The organism is Pantoea cypripedii, assembly GCF_011395035.1.
In the GTDB taxonomy this organism is placed as follows: Bacteria; Pseudomonadota; Gammaproteobacteria; order Enterobacterales; family Enterobacteriaceae; genus Pantoea; species Pantoea cypripedii_A.
Map to the genome: position 1 here is coordinate 357898 of NZ_CP024769.1, position 18101 is coordinate 375998.

General features: G+C 49.7%; 16 protein-coding genes. 5 read left to right on the top strand and 11 right to left on the bottom strand.

The window, feature by feature from the left end; translation table 11 throughout:
- Positions 1-9: 9 nt before the first annotated feature.
- A complete protein-coding gene (locus CUN67_RS22045) occupies positions 10-879 on the bottom strand; it encodes a PfkB family carbohydrate kinase (RefSeq protein WP_208717592.1) in 870 nt (289 codons plus the stop codon).
- 24 nt (positions 880-903) lie between these two features.
- Here CUN67_RS22045 and CUN67_RS22050 point away from each other — a divergent pair, with 24 nt between their 5' ends.
- Both CUN67_RS22050 and CUN67_RS22055 read left to right on the top strand, forming a co-directional pair.
- Complete coding sequence (locus CUN67_RS22050; RefSeq protein ID WP_208717593.1) at positions 904-1749, top strand: BtpA/SgcQ family protein; 846 nt, start codon at positions 904-906, stop codon at positions 1747-1749.
- A complete protein-coding gene (locus CUN67_RS22055; protein ID WP_439332284.1) occupies positions 1749-2390 on the top strand; it encodes a TenA family protein in 642 nt (213 codons plus the stop codon). Before CUN67_RS22050 ends, CUN67_RS22055 begins: the two co-directional genes overlap by 1 nt.
- Here CUN67_RS22055 and CUN67_RS22060 read toward each other — a convergent pair.
- The gene (locus CUN67_RS22060) at positions 2387-2893 is read right to left on the bottom strand and encodes a phenolic acid decarboxylase (RefSeq protein ID WP_208717595.1); all 507 of its coding nucleotides are present in this window, start codon (positions 2891-2893) and stop codon (positions 2387-2389) included. The two genes, CUN67_RS22055 and CUN67_RS22060, sit on opposite strands and share 4 nt — an antisense overlap.
- Before the next feature lie 99 nt (positions 2894-2992).
- Between CUN67_RS22060 and CUN67_RS22065 the strand changes: the two genes are divergently transcribed.
- Positions 2993-3895 carry a LysR family transcriptional regulator gene (locus tag CUN67_RS22065; RefSeq protein WP_208717596.1) on the top strand — a complete coding sequence of 301 codons (903 nt, stop codon included), beginning with the start codon at positions 2993-2995 and terminating at the stop codon, positions 3893-3895.
- Here the strand turns inward: CUN67_RS22065 and CUN67_RS22070 are convergent.
- Positions 3866-4381, bottom strand: coding sequence for a GNAT family N-acetyltransferase (locus tag CUN67_RS22070; protein ID WP_208717855.1), 516 nt, complete (start codon positions 4379-4381; stop codon positions 3866-3868). The two genes, CUN67_RS22065 and CUN67_RS22070, sit on opposite strands and share 30 nt — an antisense overlap.
- Before the next feature lie 97 nt (positions 4382-4478).
- Between CUN67_RS22070 and CUN67_RS22075 the strand changes: the two genes are divergently transcribed.
- Positions 4479-5363, top strand: a complete 885-nt coding sequence (locus CUN67_RS22075) for a LysR family transcriptional regulator (protein ID WP_208717597.1) — start codon at positions 4479-4481, stop codon at positions 5361-5363.
- 29 nt (positions 5364-5392) lie between these two features.
- On the opposite strand, the gene CUN67_RS22080 is transcribed toward CUN67_RS22075, so the two are convergent.
- The 8 genes from CUN67_RS22080 to CUN67_RS22115 all read right to left on the bottom strand — a co-directional run bounded on the left by CUN67_RS22080 (position 5393) and on the right by CUN67_RS22115 (position 15802).
- Positions 5393-6760, bottom strand: coding sequence for a hypothetical protein (locus tag CUN67_RS22080; RefSeq protein ID WP_208717598.1), 1368 nt, complete (start codon positions 6758-6760; stop codon positions 5393-5395).
- Positions 6761-6805: 45 nt separating this feature from the next.
- Positions 6806-8182 carry a hypothetical protein gene (locus tag CUN67_RS22085; protein ID WP_208717599.1) on the bottom strand — a complete coding sequence of 459 codons (1377 nt, stop codon included), beginning with the start codon at positions 8180-8182 and terminating at the stop codon, positions 6806-6808.
- Between the two features lie 56 nt (positions 8183-8238).
- Positions 8239-9624 carry a hypothetical protein gene (locus CUN67_RS22090; protein WP_208717600.1) on the bottom strand — a complete coding sequence of 462 codons (1386 nt, stop codon included), beginning with the start codon at positions 9622-9624 and terminating at the stop codon, positions 8239-8241.
- 13 nt (positions 9625-9637) lie between these two features.
- Positions 9638-10648, bottom strand: a complete 1011-nt coding sequence (locus CUN67_RS22095) for a hypothetical protein (protein WP_208717601.1) — start codon at positions 10646-10648, stop codon at positions 9638-9640.
- Between the two features lie 207 nt (positions 10649-10855).
- Positions 10856-11479, bottom strand: coding sequence for a hypothetical protein (locus CUN67_RS22100; protein ID WP_208717602.1), 624 nt, complete (start codon positions 11477-11479; stop codon positions 10856-10858).
- Between the two features lie 115 nt (positions 11480-11594).
- A complete protein-coding gene (locus tag CUN67_RS22105) occupies positions 11595-13694 on the bottom strand; it encodes an FUSC family protein (RefSeq protein ID WP_208717603.1) in 2100 nt (699 codons plus the stop codon).
- A 355-nt stretch (positions 13695-14049) separates the two neighbouring features.
- Positions 14050-14763, bottom strand: coding sequence for a substrate-binding domain-containing protein (locus CUN67_RS22110; protein ID WP_208717604.1), 714 nt, complete (start codon positions 14761-14763; stop codon positions 14050-14052).
- Positions 14732-15802 (bottom strand): ABC transporter substrate-binding protein, encoded by a 1071-nt coding sequence (locus CUN67_RS22115; RefSeq protein ID WP_208717605.1) that lies wholly within the window; start codon positions 15800-15802, stop codon positions 14732-14734. The genes CUN67_RS22110 and CUN67_RS22115 overlap by 32 nt, the downstream gene beginning before the upstream one ends.
- Positions 15803-15977: 175 nt before the next feature.
- Between CUN67_RS22115 and CUN67_RS22120 the strand changes: the two genes are divergently transcribed.
- The gene (locus CUN67_RS22120; protein ID WP_208717606.1) at positions 15978-18101 is read left to right on the top strand and encodes a TonB-dependent receptor; all 2124 of its coding nucleotides are present in this window, start codon (positions 15978-15980) and stop codon (positions 18099-18101) included.

Sequence of the window (18101 nt, forward strand, 5' to 3'; positions counted from 1 at the left end):
GGCCCGGCATTAACGCCGGGCCAGAATGGCCTGTAACTCCGGGCGGGTGGGAAACGCGCTCCAGGTCCCCCGGCGGCTGACGGTAATCGCTGCGGCAGCAGTGGCATGGCGCAGAGCCAGTGCGTCCGGCAGGGTCTGGCGCAACAGGCTGGAAGCCAGCATCACGGCAAGGAAGGTATCACCTGCGCCGGTGGTATCAATAACACGGGCTTTGGCGGCGGCAACCAGCCAGCTTTGCTGGTCGCGCTGTAGTTGTGCACCGGCTGCGCCCAGCGTGGTGATCAGGCTGCCGTGCGGTGGTAGCGTCGGGGTCAGTAACGCCGCTTCTCCCTGATTGACCACCGCGATGTCTACCCAGGGCCAGCAGTGGACAAAATCCGGGTTGACTGGCGAAGGATTAAATACCGTGGTCATGCCACGGGATTTAGCCAGCTGGAACAGTGCCAGGGTCGTTTGCGGGGCGAGGTTTCCCTGCTGTAAAAAAATATCGCCTGGCTGCGCCACCGTTAAATGTGCGCTCACCGTGTCCGGGTTCAGGCTATTTGCAGCGGCATTGCTGGTCATAATGGCATTATCGCCCTTAGCCGTGGTGAAAATAACTGAATTGTCACTAAAGGGAACGGTGGCAGCAAAGGGTAGTAGTGCCAACCTTTCATGGTTGACGCGCTGGCGCAGCCATTCACCCTGTGAATCTGCGCCGGTAGCAGTAATTAATGAGGTGGGAATGCCACAGCGGGATAATACCATGGCCTGGTTGGCACCTTTGCCACCTACATCGCTATGAACTTTATTTCCCAGAGCGGATTCGCCCTCGGCAGGAAAATGATCGACCTGCCAGAATTCATCAACGGTAATATTACCGCATACATAGATATGCATGGTTTTCTCGAAAAGGTGATTAAGATGGCAGTTATCTCATCAGAAAAGAGCAACGCAATACAAGCAATATTTTCACGTTCAAAAGCAGTGATTGGTGTTATTCATTGCGATGCTTTTCCTGGTTCACCGAAATATCGTGGTGCATCAGTGAATGATATTATCGAACGCGCACTGCGTGATGCGGAAAATTACCTGGCAGGTGGCGTACATGGTTTGATTGTGGAGAATCATGGTGATATTCCATTTTCGAAACCGGAGGATATTGGCCCGGAAACGGCTGCTTTCATGGCGGTGATTACCGGGAAAATTCGTAGCCGGTTTGGCGTACCCCTGGGGATTAACGTGCTGGCGAATGCGGCGATTCCGGCACTGGCAACGGCACTGGCCGGTGGTGCGGATTTTATCCGGGTTAATCAATGGGCCAATGCCTATGTGGCAAACGAAGGTTTGATTGAGGGAGCAGCGGCCAAAGCGTTGCGCTATCGCAGCCAGCTACGCGCTGAGCATATCCGGGTATTTGCCGACAGCCATGTGAAGCACGGGAGCCACGCGATTGTCGCCGACCGTTCCATTCCTGAACTCACCCGTGACGTGGAGTTCTTTGAAGCGGATGCGGTGATTGCCACCGGGCAGCGCACCGGCGATAGCGCCACCTTAAGCGAAATCGATGAAATCCGCAGTGCCACTTCGTTGCCGCTGCTGGTGGGATCCGGCGTAACGCCGGGTAACGTCTGCGAAATTCTTGGCCGTACACAGGGCGTGATTGTGGCCAGCGCGCTGAAACGTGATGGGGTCTGGTGGAATGAAGTAGAACTGGCGCGTGTGAAACATTTTATGAACGTGGCAAAAGCCGCGCTGGAGGGGGAGTGATGTCATTCACCGACCGTCTGTTACAGGAACATCAGGCCATCTGGCAGGAGATGCAGCAACATCGTTTCGTGCTGGATATTGAACAGGATCAACTGGATGAGGCGGTATTCAATCGTTATCTGGTGTTTGAAGGCAACTTTGTGGCTACCGCTATCGCCATCTTTGCGCTGGGCATCAGCAAAGCTCCCGGCATCCGTCAGCAGCGCTGGCTGATTACGGTGTTGAATGCGCTGGTGGATACGCAGATCGCCTGGTTTGAAGAGGTTTATGTGCGACGCAATATTGATCCGGCCAGCGTGCCGGGTGATCTCCCTGGGGTAAAACGTTTCGACCAGGGGATGCTGCAAGCGGCGCAGCAGGGCAGTTATGCCGACATCATCACCATCATGTTTGGCGCTGAATGGATGTATTACCACTGGTGTGCACGGGTGGCAGAGAAAAGCCAAAGTGATGCGGACATTCGTCGCTGGGTGGAGTTGCACGCGGAGGAGGCGTTTTATCAACAGGCGAGCTGGCTGAAAGCGGAACTGGATGCCTGTGCCGCGACGCTGCCGGAAAGCGAACAGCAGCGGCTGTCAAAGCTGTATGCAGAGGTGCTGCGCTGGGAAATTGATTTCCACAGCGCAGCCTGGCTGGATTAACGCAGGTTAGCCGGGAAGTCGGCGGGCAGTTCGCTCGCCGCACAGGCAATCACGTTCTCATTATCGGGACCGCAGTCACGAACAAAGGTAATGGTGGCGAATTCATCAATCACTGTGGTCGGATAAGTCGGTCCCTGTTCACGAAACGCCGCCATTTCACTCAGATGATCATTCTGGAAGCAGACGGTTTTTTCCGGGTTTAGCATTACCCATTGCGGGAAGAAAATGGTGCCGTGAAAGACAAGGTCAGCGAGGTTAGCGATCAGGCTGACGTCGGTGCCGGTTGGCTCGGTCCAGGAAATTTTATACACCGCGTCGGCGACCCGCACGATGTAAGCCTGCTGATCTTTCACCCAACGATTTCCCACCAGACCGCTGTGAATACGGTAGTCGAGGGTGGTGGCATTTTTCACGTAGATCTCGTAATTCCAGCCATTGTCGTAGGTGTAGACCAGGTGTTTACCAATAAAACCGCTCAAATCTTGTTTATCAAAGTTGCTCATTTTTCATCTCCTTCAGTTGATGAACTTACGATACCCCTTTAAAAATTGAATGAATAACGCTAATTTTGGATAGTTTTAATCTAAATATTGGATGTGTTGATGTTTAAGACCACGCTGGAACAATGGGCGATCCTTGATAAGGTCGTCGAGCTGGGCGGATTCAATCAGGCAGCGGAAGCGATGAATCGTAGCCAGTCATCCGTCAGCTACAATCTTTCGCTGTTACAGGAACGTCTTGGGATTTCATTGCTGCGCATTGAAGGCCGGCGAGCGCTCTTGACCCCGCAGGGGGAGACGCTGCTGGCACAGGTGCGCCCATTGCTGAATGCCTTCCATGTGCTGGAGTCGCGCGCGGCAAGTTTGCACGACGGCGCGCGTACTCAGCTGGAACTGGTGGTTGATAATATTTTTCCGCGCCAGACGCTGTTTCGCGTGTTGCAGCAGTTCCAGCAACAATATCCGGCGACGCAAATCCAACTTACCGAGGTGCTGGAATACGACGATCCGCTGCATCCGGCGGTGCCTGACGCCGATGTGATGGTGATGACGCGCCGCGAAGACGTTTCCGGACGCGGGCAGTGGCTGATGAATGTTGATTTTCTGGCGGTCATTCACCGCGACCATCCGCTGCTGACCTTAGCGCAGCCGCTGACGGAATATGACCTGTCACGCTATCCGCAAATTCGTATCGGTACCTCGCGCTCGCAAGCGCCGAACGCCTCGGTGGGGCAATCGGAACAATGGTTTTTCTCGACGGTGGATACAGCGGTTGAAGCGGTGATGCACCAGGTGGGGTATGGCTGGCTGCCGCAGGAACGCATTTCTGAAGCACTGCAGCAGGGAGTATTGCAGCTCTTACCGTTAAATCATGGCGGTCGCCGCAGTACCCCGATGCATCTGATTGTGAAAAAGGAACTGATCCCGCTGGATGATCAGGTAATTGCGTTGGTGGATCTGTTTACCCGTTATTGTTCAGGGCAGAGTGCTGTCACCGACACCTAACTGGCGTTGCATAATCACCGTATCCAGCCAGCGTCCGTGTTTGAAGCCAACCGAGCGCAGTGTGCCGGTCACGGTAAAACCGGCTGAACGATGCAGGGCAATGGAAGCGTCGTTCTCGCTGTTGCCTACCACGCCCACCATCTGGCGATATCCCTGCTGTTCGGCCCATGACAGCGCCTGCGCCAGCAATTTTCTGCCGATACCGCGCCCGGTGTAACGCTGGTCGATATACACCGAATCTTCAAGGCTAAAACGGTAGGCAAAACGTTCGCGCCAGCGCGAGAGGTAGCAATAACCCAATACCACGCCATCCTCGATTGCCACAAACCACGGCAGTCCGGCGGCGTTTATTTTTTGCAGGCGGGCCAGCAGGGTGGCTTCATCGGGTGGATCGGTTTCAAAGGTTGCGCAGCCGTATAAGACATGGTGCGCATAAATCTGTTGAATGGCGGGGATATGTTGTTCTTCTGCCAGCAAAATTTCCATTGTATGGCTCTCGTTTGTTATCTGCATTCAGGCTACCCTGTTGGCTTAATCTGTGGCAGCCCGGTGCGCTTATCCGCGCTATAAGGAATTTTTAGAGATGGCCAGCCTCAATCTCGATCATCTGGACACTTTCCGCCTGGTTATCAGCCGGGGGAGTTTTTCCGGCGCGGCTGATGCGTTGGGGCTTTCGCAGCCTGCGGTCAGCCTGCAAATCCGCCAGCTGGAGCAATCACTGCAAACACGCCTGATTGAACGCACCGGGCGCGGAGTCAGGGCCACCGCAGCAGGGCAGGCGCTACTTGAGCACAGTGAACATATCACCAGCGCGGTTGCCACGGCACGGGCCGCCGTCACCCAGCATGCTGACGAGATCAGCGGTACGGTGATCATTGGCACGGGGGCGACCGCCTGCATCCATTTATTGCCCCCGTTGCTGCAACAATTACGTCAGCAGCATCCGCAGTTAAAAGTGGATGTGCGGACCGGCAACACCGCCGCCATTATACGCGCAGTGGAAGAAAATCAGGTGGATATCGGGTTGGTGACGTTGCCGGTAAGCAGCCAAAGCGTGCATGTCAGGCCGTTATATGAGGAGGATTTCAGAGTGATTGTGTCCTGCGACAGCAGGGAGGCAGTGGCATCACCTGTCACGCCAGTGGCGCTGGCTGCGCTGCCGTTGATCGTATTTGAACCGGGCAGCGGCACACGGGCAGTGACCGACGCCTGGTTTCGCGAGGCGGGTTTGCGTCCAACACCCGTGATGGAGCTGGGTAGTATCGAAGCCATCAAGCGTATGGTACGTGCCGGTTTGGGCTACAGCCTTGTGCCTGTGATGGCACTGGAGCAGGAAGAGGACCGGGCAGGATTAAGCGTGTTTGCTCCTGAGCCAGAGTTGCAGCGCAGCCTTGGCATTGTGATGCGTCATGACCGTGTGGTGAGCCGCGGGATGACGGTGGTACTCAATGGGCTGCGTCGGGCATAAAGTCTGCTAAAAAGGTAAGTTCGGTCTTATCAATCTCCGGCAGCGCCCCGTAATAACTCCTGACAACCAGTTGGGAGTATGTGGATATTTTGCCACCAAATATTGGGGGGTTCCATGTTGTTTAATTTTTTCAGCACGGAAATGACAGGCAATAAATCTGATTCATTATCAAAGTGCATTTTGATTTTATTTGCGATGAGTCTAATTGCATCACCAGTGTATTGATAAAAATCATCTCTGGTCATATCTATCAAAACGCTTAATACCAGTGGATTACTGTTTTTACTTTGAATTAGAGCATACAAGGCGGTATGTCTCTGCTGCTTAGGGAGTTCTCCAATGGAGCTGGCGAGTTTGAGTTGGATCTTTTTCCGTATATCGTCAGGCATTTTATCAATATTCTTCTCAATTAAGTCAGAAAGGATTTCGAAGCTATGGCGATTTATCAGCCTGGCATGGTGAGATTGGTTGTCATTGAATGTTTTTATTTTTTTATTGATGGATGTGATAATTTCTGCCAGTGCTATCCGCGACTCATTTAATCTCTGTTCCATTCGATCTGAGTTACACTGTGTAGCAAGTAATGCTTCTCTTTTTTGACTTATTTTTAATACTAAGGTGATAAGTCTTGTTCCCGCCAGTTCAGATGCTTTTTTTATTCGTTCTTTTAATGGGGTGTTTTTGTTCTCGCCACAGGCATTATTTATATCCCAATGACTTTCCCTCACCTTATGGAAAAATAGCAGGTTTTTGGCTTGCTGGAGTTTTGTATCCAGGTTAATAATTATTTGTTCGCGCCTGAGCTGAGTTATTGTTTTATTGATGCAATGATTTTCAAAATTTGCTAAATTTTCCGGCAATAGTTTTTTTTCAGATCGAAACGTCATGTCAAATACGCTTAACCTGCCAATGCATTCAATCAGGTTAAGTATGATTCCCCCCATGGAATTCCCATCTGATTTCTTATCGGAAAGGATGAAATATATAAAAACAATGAAGGTATCGAAGTGTTGTATTCGTTTAATAAAATTTTCGCTGATGGCATTTATTGCATCCTGTTGCCACTCATTTGGAATCTCAGTTAACATATCCAGCAGTGTCTGGGCATTTTCTGCATTGGTTTGTGTTGCCGAGCAGTCCAGAAGCCTCGAATAGGGTTCAGGCATAAAATTCTGCCACGGGTGGTTGACCTGGCGTGTTGGATGCAGCCCCCTGACAATTTTAAGGAGAATTTCATCAGGAAAAGTCTGTTTTAAAATCCTTTCAAATGACGTCAGACTTTCTGTGCTATTGGTGATGGTTGCTACATTTTCGCTTACCTGAGCAACGGGTTGTTCTGCCGCAGACAAGAGAGGACTTACAACGGGATTTGTGGATGTTGAGGGGACGGTATTCATGCTATTCCTCGCTGAATTTTCAGACCGCGGCCTTTATCTTAAACTTTACAGGAGATCGTTTAATAACAGATTCTGACAGTCACGGGAAATCAGATGAAAAAAGGTCAGAAAGTTTCTTATTTCTTCCAGTCTCGGCGCTATATAGGATCTTAGTGCGGCAATGACGTGTGATACATCTTCATTATTGTTATAAGAAACCTCCATTTTATTCGCAATCAACGCCATGGCAACAAACGGCTGTGCAAAAAAATCGCCATCAAGTTTTTTTGCTAAAATTGCCAATACCTCCGGGGTACTACTATCACTTTTTATCAGGCAGGATAACGCGGAGTGGCGCTGGCTTTGCGTTAATTTTTCCATAGAGTTGACCAGTTTTACTCGTAAATTTTCCCGATCTGGTGAGGTCATTCGGCTGGCGTTCTGGTCAAGGGTGCTGATGATAAGCTCGAATACATGGCGGTTTATGATATCTGCTGCCTGATGTTTTTTCGTATTGAAGAGGTTAATTATTTCGTTGATATCCCGTATTTCATAATGGTTGTTTTTCGATCCCGGTTGAAGGGGTTTATAAACCGTCTTATAGCTAAGAGCAGCGCAATCAGTGGCATTTTTTTTACGAACGATGTTTTTTATCTGTTGCTTTGTCCTTTTTATCTCTCTGTTGAGAGACTTTTCCTCATTAGTTTTTGTTTTTATTTCAGGGTTTTCACTGTTGAGGTCCTTAATCTTCCAGTTAAATTTTATTGTTTCACGAGCAAAAAGCGCTGTGTGAAGCTCCAGAAGTTCCAGGTTATAGAGGGAGCTAATTTTCAGAAGGGAAAGGTTAGCCATTTCATAGCATATATTTCCTTCACTATCCTGATGTTCTATCGGATCCCAGGATAATAAGGCATGATCTGCTCCCCAAAAGTCGTCATTAACTTTAAAATCCCCAACCTGTTCTATTAGAGTCTGCATCATTAACATAAATGAATGACTGTCTGATTTTTTATTGGTGATAATAAATTCAATTACAGCGCAGAAAACGGGAAATTCATCTATTCTTTTGATAAAGTTTTCACAAACAGCCTTGATGGCATCATGCTGCCAGGCCTGTGGAATAAAAGGAATTATTCTTATAATTTTTTTTAAAATGCCAATCTCAGGATTTTTGGTGGACAGGTCCAATAACTGTGAGTATTGGCTGGGTAGAAAATATCGCCATACGTGCTCAGCCTGTCTGGTTGGATGCAGGGTTCTGAAAATCCGCGTGATGATTTCCCTGGGTAAGATCTGCTGCATTTCTGTCTCAAATGAAGACAGGCTTTCCGTGCTATTGGTGACGGTTGCCACATGCTCGTTCATCTGAGTGATGGGATGTTCTGCTGTGTAGAGTTCGGTGTTAATGGAGGAACTGCCAGATGTCGTTGGGGTGATATTCATTCCATTCCTCATTAAATTCTTTCCTGGGGTCGCGTAGCACCAGGCTTGTCAGCAATTTACACGGAGTGATCACGCAATATTTTTTGACAACTATGGGTAAGCGAGTCGATATCATTCCACCAGTTATCCTCGTTCTCTGATTTATTTTCGACACATACGCGCAGCGTAGAAATGATGTGGGAGACATCCTCGCCATTATTAAAGTATTCTTCCATTTTACCTGCCACTAATCTCAGGGCCGCATATGAAAATTCATAAAAACCGTCATTCAGTGTTTTTGCCAGTGTCGCCAGGACCGGGACGCTGCATATTTCGCTTTTGACCAGAGCACATAAGATAGGATAGCGCTGATTTATCGATAATTTTCCCAGACAATCGACCAGCTTTATCTTTATTTTTTCCAGGGCATTCTCAGAAACTTTCACTGTGTTGGCGCATAACAGGCTGGCTATAATTTCAAAAACGAATCGATTTGTCTGTTCAGTGATATGAAGATTGCTGTTGTTTAATAGATTGATCTTGAGATTGATATCTTTTACCAGGTCATTTGTTATGTTAAAGCTCTCGTGGTATGACATCGTTTTAGTTAAGCGACCGATGTCTGCACGATCGATTTGTGCTTTTCTTCGGTTAATTGCCGCGATTTCCCTGCTTAAATTTTTGACTTCACCATTAAGTCTGTTTTCCTCCTGTTCTTTTATTATTTTCTTTTCTATATCGTTGCTGTCAACCTTAATGGTTTTTATTTTCCATTGAATCCTTCTGATTTCGTTTAGAAAGAGTTTTTTCTTCTTATCCTGACGTTGGATATCAAAGCCAAGGCTATCCTTCTGGTATATGAGTTCTGCCATTTTGGTTGCGATATTTTCTTTTTGATGCTTTGGGTTTACCGGAGCAGGTGGCGGTAACAAATGGTTTTCCTGAAACATCTCTTCATTCACGTTAAAACTGCCGATGCGAGAGATCAGGCTATGCACCATCAGCTGAAAAGAATGGCTATCTATTTCCTTACTGGTGATGAGGAAGTCAATTGCTGCACTGAAAGCGGGGAAGCTTTCAATTCTTTTGATGAAGTTTTCGCATATTGTATTAATAGCATCATGTTGCCAGTCATGGGGTATGAGAGGAAGCAACGCGATCAATCTATGGAAATTGCTGGCATTCGGCTGTTTTGTTGAGCACGCCAATAACTCAGCATAGGGTTGCGGTAACAAGTATTGCCAGGGATGGCTGACCTGGAGAGGGGGAGAGAGTCTGCGCAGAATTTCGACCAGTATTTCGTTAGTAAAAGTATGTTGTAAAAGGATTTCAAATGAGGAGAGATTTTCTGCGCTATTATCGATAGATATTAAATTTTCAACCACCGGAGAAATATGTTCTGATTCAATGGTCAGGGAAGAGGTTGCAGCCCGACTGGTTGATGCCACGGGGGTGGTATTCATTGTGTACCTCATTTTAATACGGGAGCGAAGACTGTGGCGGAAGTGTGACAACCACTTCAGTAACATCATAGATTCCTCTGCCATGCGATATCTGGCCACCGCTTTGTAAAACATCGGAAAGTTTACAGGTAATTGTGTTGGAGGATTCTCCAGTGCTAATTAATGAAACCTTGAAATGAATACCATCAGTTTGGCTGTCAAAATTATAGGCGAGCGTGTTGTTGTGAAGAATAACCTGATTATGGTCCATACAAAGATGGAGATAAATGTTCTCGGGAGCAATATTGAAATGACCGGGTAGATTTAGTGCTGAAGCGATTGTTTTTACGCTTTCAGTATCTTGTGTTTGCCATTTATTCGCCTGTTTTACAATATCCGCTTCATATTGTGCCCGAAGTGAGTTTTCATAGTTTTCCAGTGTCTCCGTGGGAATCGATACGTCCGGTGGCAGTATCACGACCACGGCTCTTGAGTCATTAGCCACGGGATTATTAATGATTTTTCCACCGCATTGGATAACATCAGAAAGTTTGCACATCTGGGGGATATGCCCTGGTTTTGCATAGGGATCAGAGACTTTTCTTTCTAATGAGATCAGCAAAGGGACACCGCCATTTGGAAAATATCTCGATTGTGCTTCACCCTGACTTTGCGTTATATAACTCCCCTCAGAATTATATGGGGAGACGGAACGGTGGAGAAAAATATTTTCAGGAGATAAATGCGCGAGTTCATTTAAATTAACATCAAGGCGGTTTGCAATGGTCTGGACTGTATAGGTATCCCGTAGCCCCCATTTTTTAACAATATCATTGATTATTGTTTCACGCTGCGATGGATCATAACTATTTGTATGCCGAGGGGATGCCGTATTTATCTCGGGCTGATTCACGGGAGTTTGCTGACTAAGGAGCGTTTCACCGGTACTTTCTATATGTTGTATATTAGCGGCCACGCCCGCGACGGGTGATTCTGCTGGCTGTTCGGATGCATTGCCAGAGTTTACAATAGGGGATATCTGCATGTTTTTCGTTCTCATCAGAATGGGGTGCCTATCGTATGAAATGTTGTAAGTCGTCACCATGCCGAAAATATGAAGTATCTCTGATAATATAATGAATGGATAAGGTAAGAATAACCACAGATTGACATGAATGAACGACTTTCAGGTCATCAGGGACGGCGTAAAATCCGCGCGATAAATCGCGCCGCTACGGTGTGGGTCAGACAGTTATAAATCTTTTGCCAGAACAAAAGGAATAAACTCATTTTTGGGCAGTTTGACAAAGACCGCCCCTTGCAAAAAACTATAGGGGTCATCAATGATCGTGCCACCACAACGTAGTACATCAGACACACGGCAGACAAGTTCAAAAGAATCATGCTTAGCATATGGGTTGTGTTCTTTTTGTTTCAGTGAGGCCAAAAAATAAATTCCGTCCCCAGGAAAGCAAGCATTTATTTTATTACCTATCTTGTTTGATTTTAAATTTGTGTATTTTTTCGGCTGGGCGCGGTGCAGATAAATACGTTCTGCATCAAGTTCGGTGATCATTAATTTTTTTTCCCGTTCGATATCAGCCAGTTTTTTTACTATCATTTTGACAGTGTCGAAATCCTGCATACCCCATTTTTTTGCCACGATATGTATTTCAGCATTCGTTTTGAACGCGGGATAAACGATCTCTTCAATTGATTGTTCGGTTACCAACGATGGCGATTCTGAAAAGGGATAACGCACCATCGCTACCAGTGAATTCCCGATGCTGCGCAGGCTCTCCAGCAAACGACTCGTTGCTGATGGGCATGGCTGAGCGGGAGCAGCCACAGGTGTTGAAGATGGCGTGATATGCATGATTTACGGCCTCATCAAAGGGCCTTCAATCCTATGCGTGACGAAAACCTATCGCCATGCAGAGGATATGAAGCATCCCTGATAATTAAATGATCGGAGACCGATATCAGCCAGGCTAGCGCGGCGGCAGACGATACATTTTTTGCTGCATCAGCTCAGCCTGACGCGCATTCATTACCGGCCAGGCCTGCTGTGGAAACAAATACAGGCGCACGCTGGCAAGATGGAACATCGGGGTTAACAGATTTTCGTCCCACATCGCCAGGCGCTCCAGCATCAGCAGCAAGGTATCGATTTCATCCAGCAGGTCGGGATGGGGTGTGGCCTGCAACGATTTCAGACGTCGTTTAAGAAATAACCCCAGCTCGTGGAACATTTGCCCGCTATCGAGATGATATTTCGCCAGCAAATCTTTATGGCGCGCGTAGTAGTCAAAGCTGTTGACCCCTAACCATACCTCGTTCAACAGCATACCCGCCGAGGTCATGTCAGGTTGCGGATCGAGGCGCAGACGCGGCAGCACCACATTCAGCTTATCCAGCATCAGGCCGATAAAACGTTGTCGTCCCAGCAGCGACGAGCCGTTACGCTCCGTTTCTTTAATAAACCTCAGCAGTTCGCGCAGACCAATACGTACCGCGCGGCGTGCCGTCCACGAGGGTTTTTTATTACGCAGGATAGCGGTGAGAATGACCGCGAATAACACGCCGGTCATCGAAGAAATCGCAGTATTGGTCAGTGCCACCAGATCAGGCCGCAGATGATGGCCCAGGCCAATAAAACCCGGGATCTGAATCGCCACGCTCAGACCAATCATGTTGGTGGTAGGGCGGGCAATCATCAATCCGAGCAGCACCAGGCCCGGTGCGAGACAAATTATCAGCGCTTCAAAGGATGTCGCCTGCGGCAACAGGATAGCCACGTAGATCACGCTAATAAAGATGGCGACGATAACACCACGGATAAAGAGTTTCATCGAGGTCAGTGGCGTATCCAGACTGGCAAAAAACGAGCTAAGAATCGCGGCCATCACCGGGGCGGATGCGCCATCACGCCACCCTGTTGCCATCCACAGCAGACAGGATCCGAAGGTGGCACAAAAGGCGGTGAGGGCGGATAAGCGGATCAGCCCCTTGTCAAAAAAGCGATGGGTACGTTTGCCGCGCGCCAGAGTTGTATCGCCTGAAAGGTCGCTCACCAGACCTCCTACGCTCTGATAGGCTCCGGCAATGCGTACAAAGTCGGTCAGACGCTCCAGTACACCGATGAGTAACAGGTGGGACTCGGTGGGCAGCTCCCCCAGACGCCAGGCGTCGTTAAGTTCTTTCTGACAGGTTGCCAGCGCCTGCTGAATATCGCTGGTTTCGCCCACGGTTTCGCCGTCATGTAACCAGAGCAGAAACTGGCGAAAAGTCTGCGCCACATTTTCCGGGAAGGTGATTTGCAATGCGGATAATTTTTGCAGGCGAATTTCAATGGCGATAAGCGTTGGGATCAGATAGGAAAGATGCTGATATTGCACACTGACCAGACGAATCAATCGACGCGCAGCATCCCCTTCGTATACGCAGTGGGTGATAAGAATTTCTACCTGCTGCGGATTGGTCGCCATGCGGATCAGAATGTCGTCACGTTCAGGAGACTTATCCGTGGGGATACCGGACAGCAGATCGCTACACAGTTTGCGTCCGTTGAGATACCACTGGCTGACACTTTGCTCCAGCAGGCTGCGCATCGAAACCGGAAACAACAGGCCATGTACCAGGCTGCTGCACACGATACCCAGGGTGATCTCTTCAATGCGAGATAGCACCGTATTGGTGATTGCCAGTGGGGTAGTGACTTCCGGAAACCCCATGATCGCCGCGCTGTAACCGGCCAGCATAAAGACATAACTTTTTGGCGTGCGATCGTGCAGCGACAGATACAAGCAAACGCTGACCCAGAGCGATACGCACAGGCTAAACAGCAGCGGATGCTCCACCATCAATGGAAAGATAAAAAAGATAAATACGCCACCCAGTAAGGTGCCCATCAGGCGGAACACCGATTTGGAGATGGTGGAGGCTGAATAAAGCTGGGACGAAACAAATACCGTGGTCAGTGCCCAGGCGGGTTTATCCAGGTTCAGTTCCAGTGCGAAATATAATGCCAGAAAGGCGGCCAGACAGGTTTTAACAGCAAAAAAAACGGCGTTTTTTGAAAACCACGGCATGACAGTAATAAGACCAGGAGGAGGCGCTAAGTGCGGCGTATCCTGCCAGAATTAAAAAACCACTCACCCCGTTAAATATGACAAATTGTTTCGCAATCAAAAATGATGTTCTTACGCAGTGATCAATTCGCGATTAATTATTAAATATTTCTTATGCGGCAGACGGAAGGAAATGCCGGGAGAAATGCCAATGTGGCGCTATTTTGCTCAGGTTGCGCCGTTTTCAGGGATTTTACCCGGGTGTGCCTTCAATATGTTAAATGTGATCTGGATCATATTTTTGCTAATTCCCACAATTTTCGTGTTGTCACCATAAAATAATTTCGCGCTGGCTGGCGCTATTCCCTGCGCCAGATCAATCCATTACCGCTAAGAATCCGTATTGCCTGAGGATCTGCTGCGCTGCCGGCGATTGCAGGAAATCGGCCAACGCCATCGCCTGAGGATGACAAAGCGCCCAGGCATATTCCGCCCGAATGTTATAGGGGGCCGGGATGCTGAAAACCTGAAGCGTCGGAAGTAACGACAGGCGCGGGGCATAACTGGCGTAACCAATAAACATATCGGCGTGATGGTGGGCCAGAAGCCAGCTGGCAGCCAGTTCACCCGGCGGGACTGCCAGGCTGTCTGTCCCGCCGACCAGGCTGCGCGCTTTGGCCTGAATCTGCTGACCTAATCCGGGGTGACGCTGCTCGATGGCGGCAAACAGCTGCCAGGTATAGTCACCCGAGGGGTCGCTGCGCGGTGTCGAGGTGGCGAGCGTCAGATCAGGGCGTGCCAGCAGCGATAGCCAGTCATCCTGTTCGGTGACGCGGTCACGTTTTACTGTCAGGCAGAGCGCATTGGCCGCAAAGCGGCCCGTTTTTAGCGCCAGCCCACGCTGAAGCAAATCTTCAGCGTGGGCGAGATTCGCCGAGGCAAAGAGATCACAGCGTTCGCCCGCCACAATACGTTCGCGCAGCAGACCTGCCGGACCGAAGTCGGTCTCGACAGTCGATCCGAATTCGGCCATTAACGCAGGCCATAGCGGTTTCAGGCTACCGGCTGCCAGTATGCGCAGCGTTGTCATGATAATGCGTCCGGTAAAATTGTTGATACCACTGGTCAGCCTGTTTCTGCATATCAATATCGCGGAATTTTTCCGGATAGAGTTTCTTCGCCATCCACAGTTCTCCCAGCCCAATGGCTTCAGGCATCGGATAACCCCAGGCCTTGGCATATTCTGGCATTAACCACACACGATGATTTTTCACCGCATCGATAGTTTGCCACTGCGGGTTATGGGTAATTTCATCCACTACCTGCGGGTATCTGTCCTGGACAAAAATCACCTGCGGATTCCAGGCAATTACCTGCTCCATACTCACCTGCTTAAAGCCCTGAATGGTCGACGCCGCCACATTGAGCGCCCCGGCGTGGGCCATCATCAGCCCGGTATATTTGCCGGAGCCATAGGTGGTGAGGTCCGGGTTTGCCATATAGGCGCGCACGCGTTGTTGCTCAGGAACTGACCGTAACCGATCGGTCACCAACTGGCGGCCAGCAAACGCAGCCTTGATCAGCGCTTTCGCCTGTTGCTGCTTATTTACCACCTCACCAATCAGCGTGATGCCTTCCTTAATACCCTGGTTATAGGCTTGTTCCTCATCCTGCATGGATGGATTGATTTTGCCCTGCTGACCGGCGTCGTCATGGCGTAGGGAGATCGCAATTACCGGGATACCCAGCGCAGAAATCTTATCAATCATCTCTTTCGGCGCGTAGTTGGTGACAAACACCACCTGCGGATGGAGTGCCACCAGGCTCTCCACATCCACATGGGTAAGATCGCCAAGCATCGCTTTATGATTGAGTTCTGGCACCAGCGTGGCGTAACCGTCACCCAACTGTTGCTTCCAGTTGGCCAGGATGCCGACGATTTTGTCGGTAGCGTTCAGTTGCACCAGCAAATTAAGGGTCTGATGTTGTAACACCACCACGCGATCCACCTTGTCGGGAAGGGTAACCTGGCGACCTATCTGGTCGGTGACCACCCGGCTGGCAAAGCTGTGCAGTGAGGTGAGTAGTAAAACGCCGGCTAAGGCAAAGCGGGAAAAAGGGCGGTTCATAATGGCTCCTGATATCGATATGCACAGGATTATATAGCGAAGTGTGCCATGACTAAATATACGATTGCTCTTTTAAAATTTAACGATATATAATGATTTACACAACGATAATAATAACCTTACAAAACAATACCATAAATCAATCTTTTTTATTCAGTAAAGCAATGGCCAGGAAATGAAAATTCATTCGCGCAACACCCCGGTTATCAGTTTAATAAGTTTAAGCGTACTGATAGCGATTAATACCAATGCGGCAGAAAGCAGCACCGAGCAGCCTGCTATTACCGTCACCGCAGCACCTAATCAAACCCCTTCATCTGTCGATAAAAAAGCCACCTTAGGTAATTTAGGAAGCCAGGAAATACGCAATACACCCTGGTCGGTTGAGACAGTTTCTCCACAATTAATGAAACGTCAGCAACTGAAAAGTATCACCGATATCTATCGTTATATGCCTTCGGTACAGGGAGATGGCGCGCGTCCGCAGACGCGGGGTATGCAGGGCAGCGTGGTACAAAACAGCATGATCGATGGGTTGAATGTCGTCTCAACCACCGATTACGCCGCCGAGCAGTTTGATCATCTGGAAGTGCTGAATGGTCTGGCCGGTTCGCTGTATGGTCCCGCCAACCCGGCTGGGTTATTTAATTTTGTCAGCAAACGTCCCACCGATATCCCGCAGCATAGCATCACGGTCGGTGGCGGAACCGGGCTTAGCCATCTGCTGTCGGGTGATTTTAGCGGCCCGCTGGATGCTAATGACCGGCTGCGCTATCGCCTGAATATGCTGGATGATGAAGGCGATGGGTACGTAAAAGGCAGCAAGAAACGTCGTCAGTTAGTCAGCCTGGCGCTGGACGCCAACCTTACCGATAAGACGGTGCTGGAGACCAACTTCAGCTATTACCATTTCTATGACAAAGGCTTGCCGGGTAAATTTGCGCTGGGTAGTGGCCTGACATTTCCCGCCGCACCCGATCCGAAAACAGCGCGTCTGGGCCAGTCCTATGCCGGTGACAACAACCATACGTTGACCGCTGGCGTGCATCTGAAGCACGATTTTAACGGCAACTGGCAGGGTGAAATCGGGGTGTTGCGGCAAATCGCCGATCGCGAATCGACGGCGGTTACCAATACGTTTACCGACAATAAAGGCCATTACACCACCACCACGTCCTCCGCCACTGCCAGCCGTTTTACCATCAACAGCTATATGGCGAATCTGAACGGTGAAGTGGATACCGGCTGGATTCATCACCAGATATCCACCGGCATGCGCGGTTTTGTCTGGAAAAATATGAATCCGATAGCGGGAGGGACTTCAACGCTGGGTAGTGCCTCGCTGGACAATCCGCAGGCCTTTGCTGAACCGGATTACCCGGATTTCACCGATCGCTACCATTCGGCCACTGCCACGCAACACGCTTTTTTGCTGAGCGATAACCTGTCGTTCTCACCGCAATGGAGCCTGTTACTGGCGGGCAGCGAAAGCCTGCTGAGTTCGTCCAACTACAACAAGGCCGGCAGCCGTACCAGCGAATCGTCGAACAGCGGCTTTAGCGGCTCTGCCAGTTTGATGTATAAGCCGGTGGATCCGCTGACGCTGTATGTCAGCTACGCCGATAGCCTGCAACAGGGCGATACCGCGCCCACCGGATCGAATAACGCTGGCAACATCCTCGCACCTTATCGCAGCCGTCAGGTTGAGATGGGCAGCAAACTGGCGATTAATAAACTTCTCCTCACCGCCGCAGTGTTCCAGATCAAGCGTCCGTATGCTTATACCAATGCCAGCGGTGATTACGCCATCGATGGTGAACAGCGTAACCGGGGTATTGAGTTGATGGCTGATGGGGATGTCACCGATCGCCTGCATATTTACGGTGGTATGACGTGGCTGGACCCGCGCTTGTTAAAAACTGCCAGCAAACAGACGGAGGATAAGCAAATCGTCGGTTTGTCACGCTACGTCGCCAGCCTGTTTGCCGCCTATGACTTGCCGATGCTGAGTGGCACGGATATCCACGGTGGCCTGCATTATGTTGGTCGTCGCAGCACTGATAACCAGAACGATGGCTGGGTGAGTGGCTATACCACGCTGGATGCCGGAACGGCATGGCGGACCCAACTGTTCAACACCGCCACCACCTTCCGTCTGGATGTGACCAACCTGACGAATCGCCACTACTGGACCAATATCGTACCGGGCGGGCTAAATGGCTATAGCGGCTCGGGTTACGCCAGTGCTCAACTGGGCGAACCGCGTATGGTTCAGGTCTCCATGCAGCTTAACTTCTGA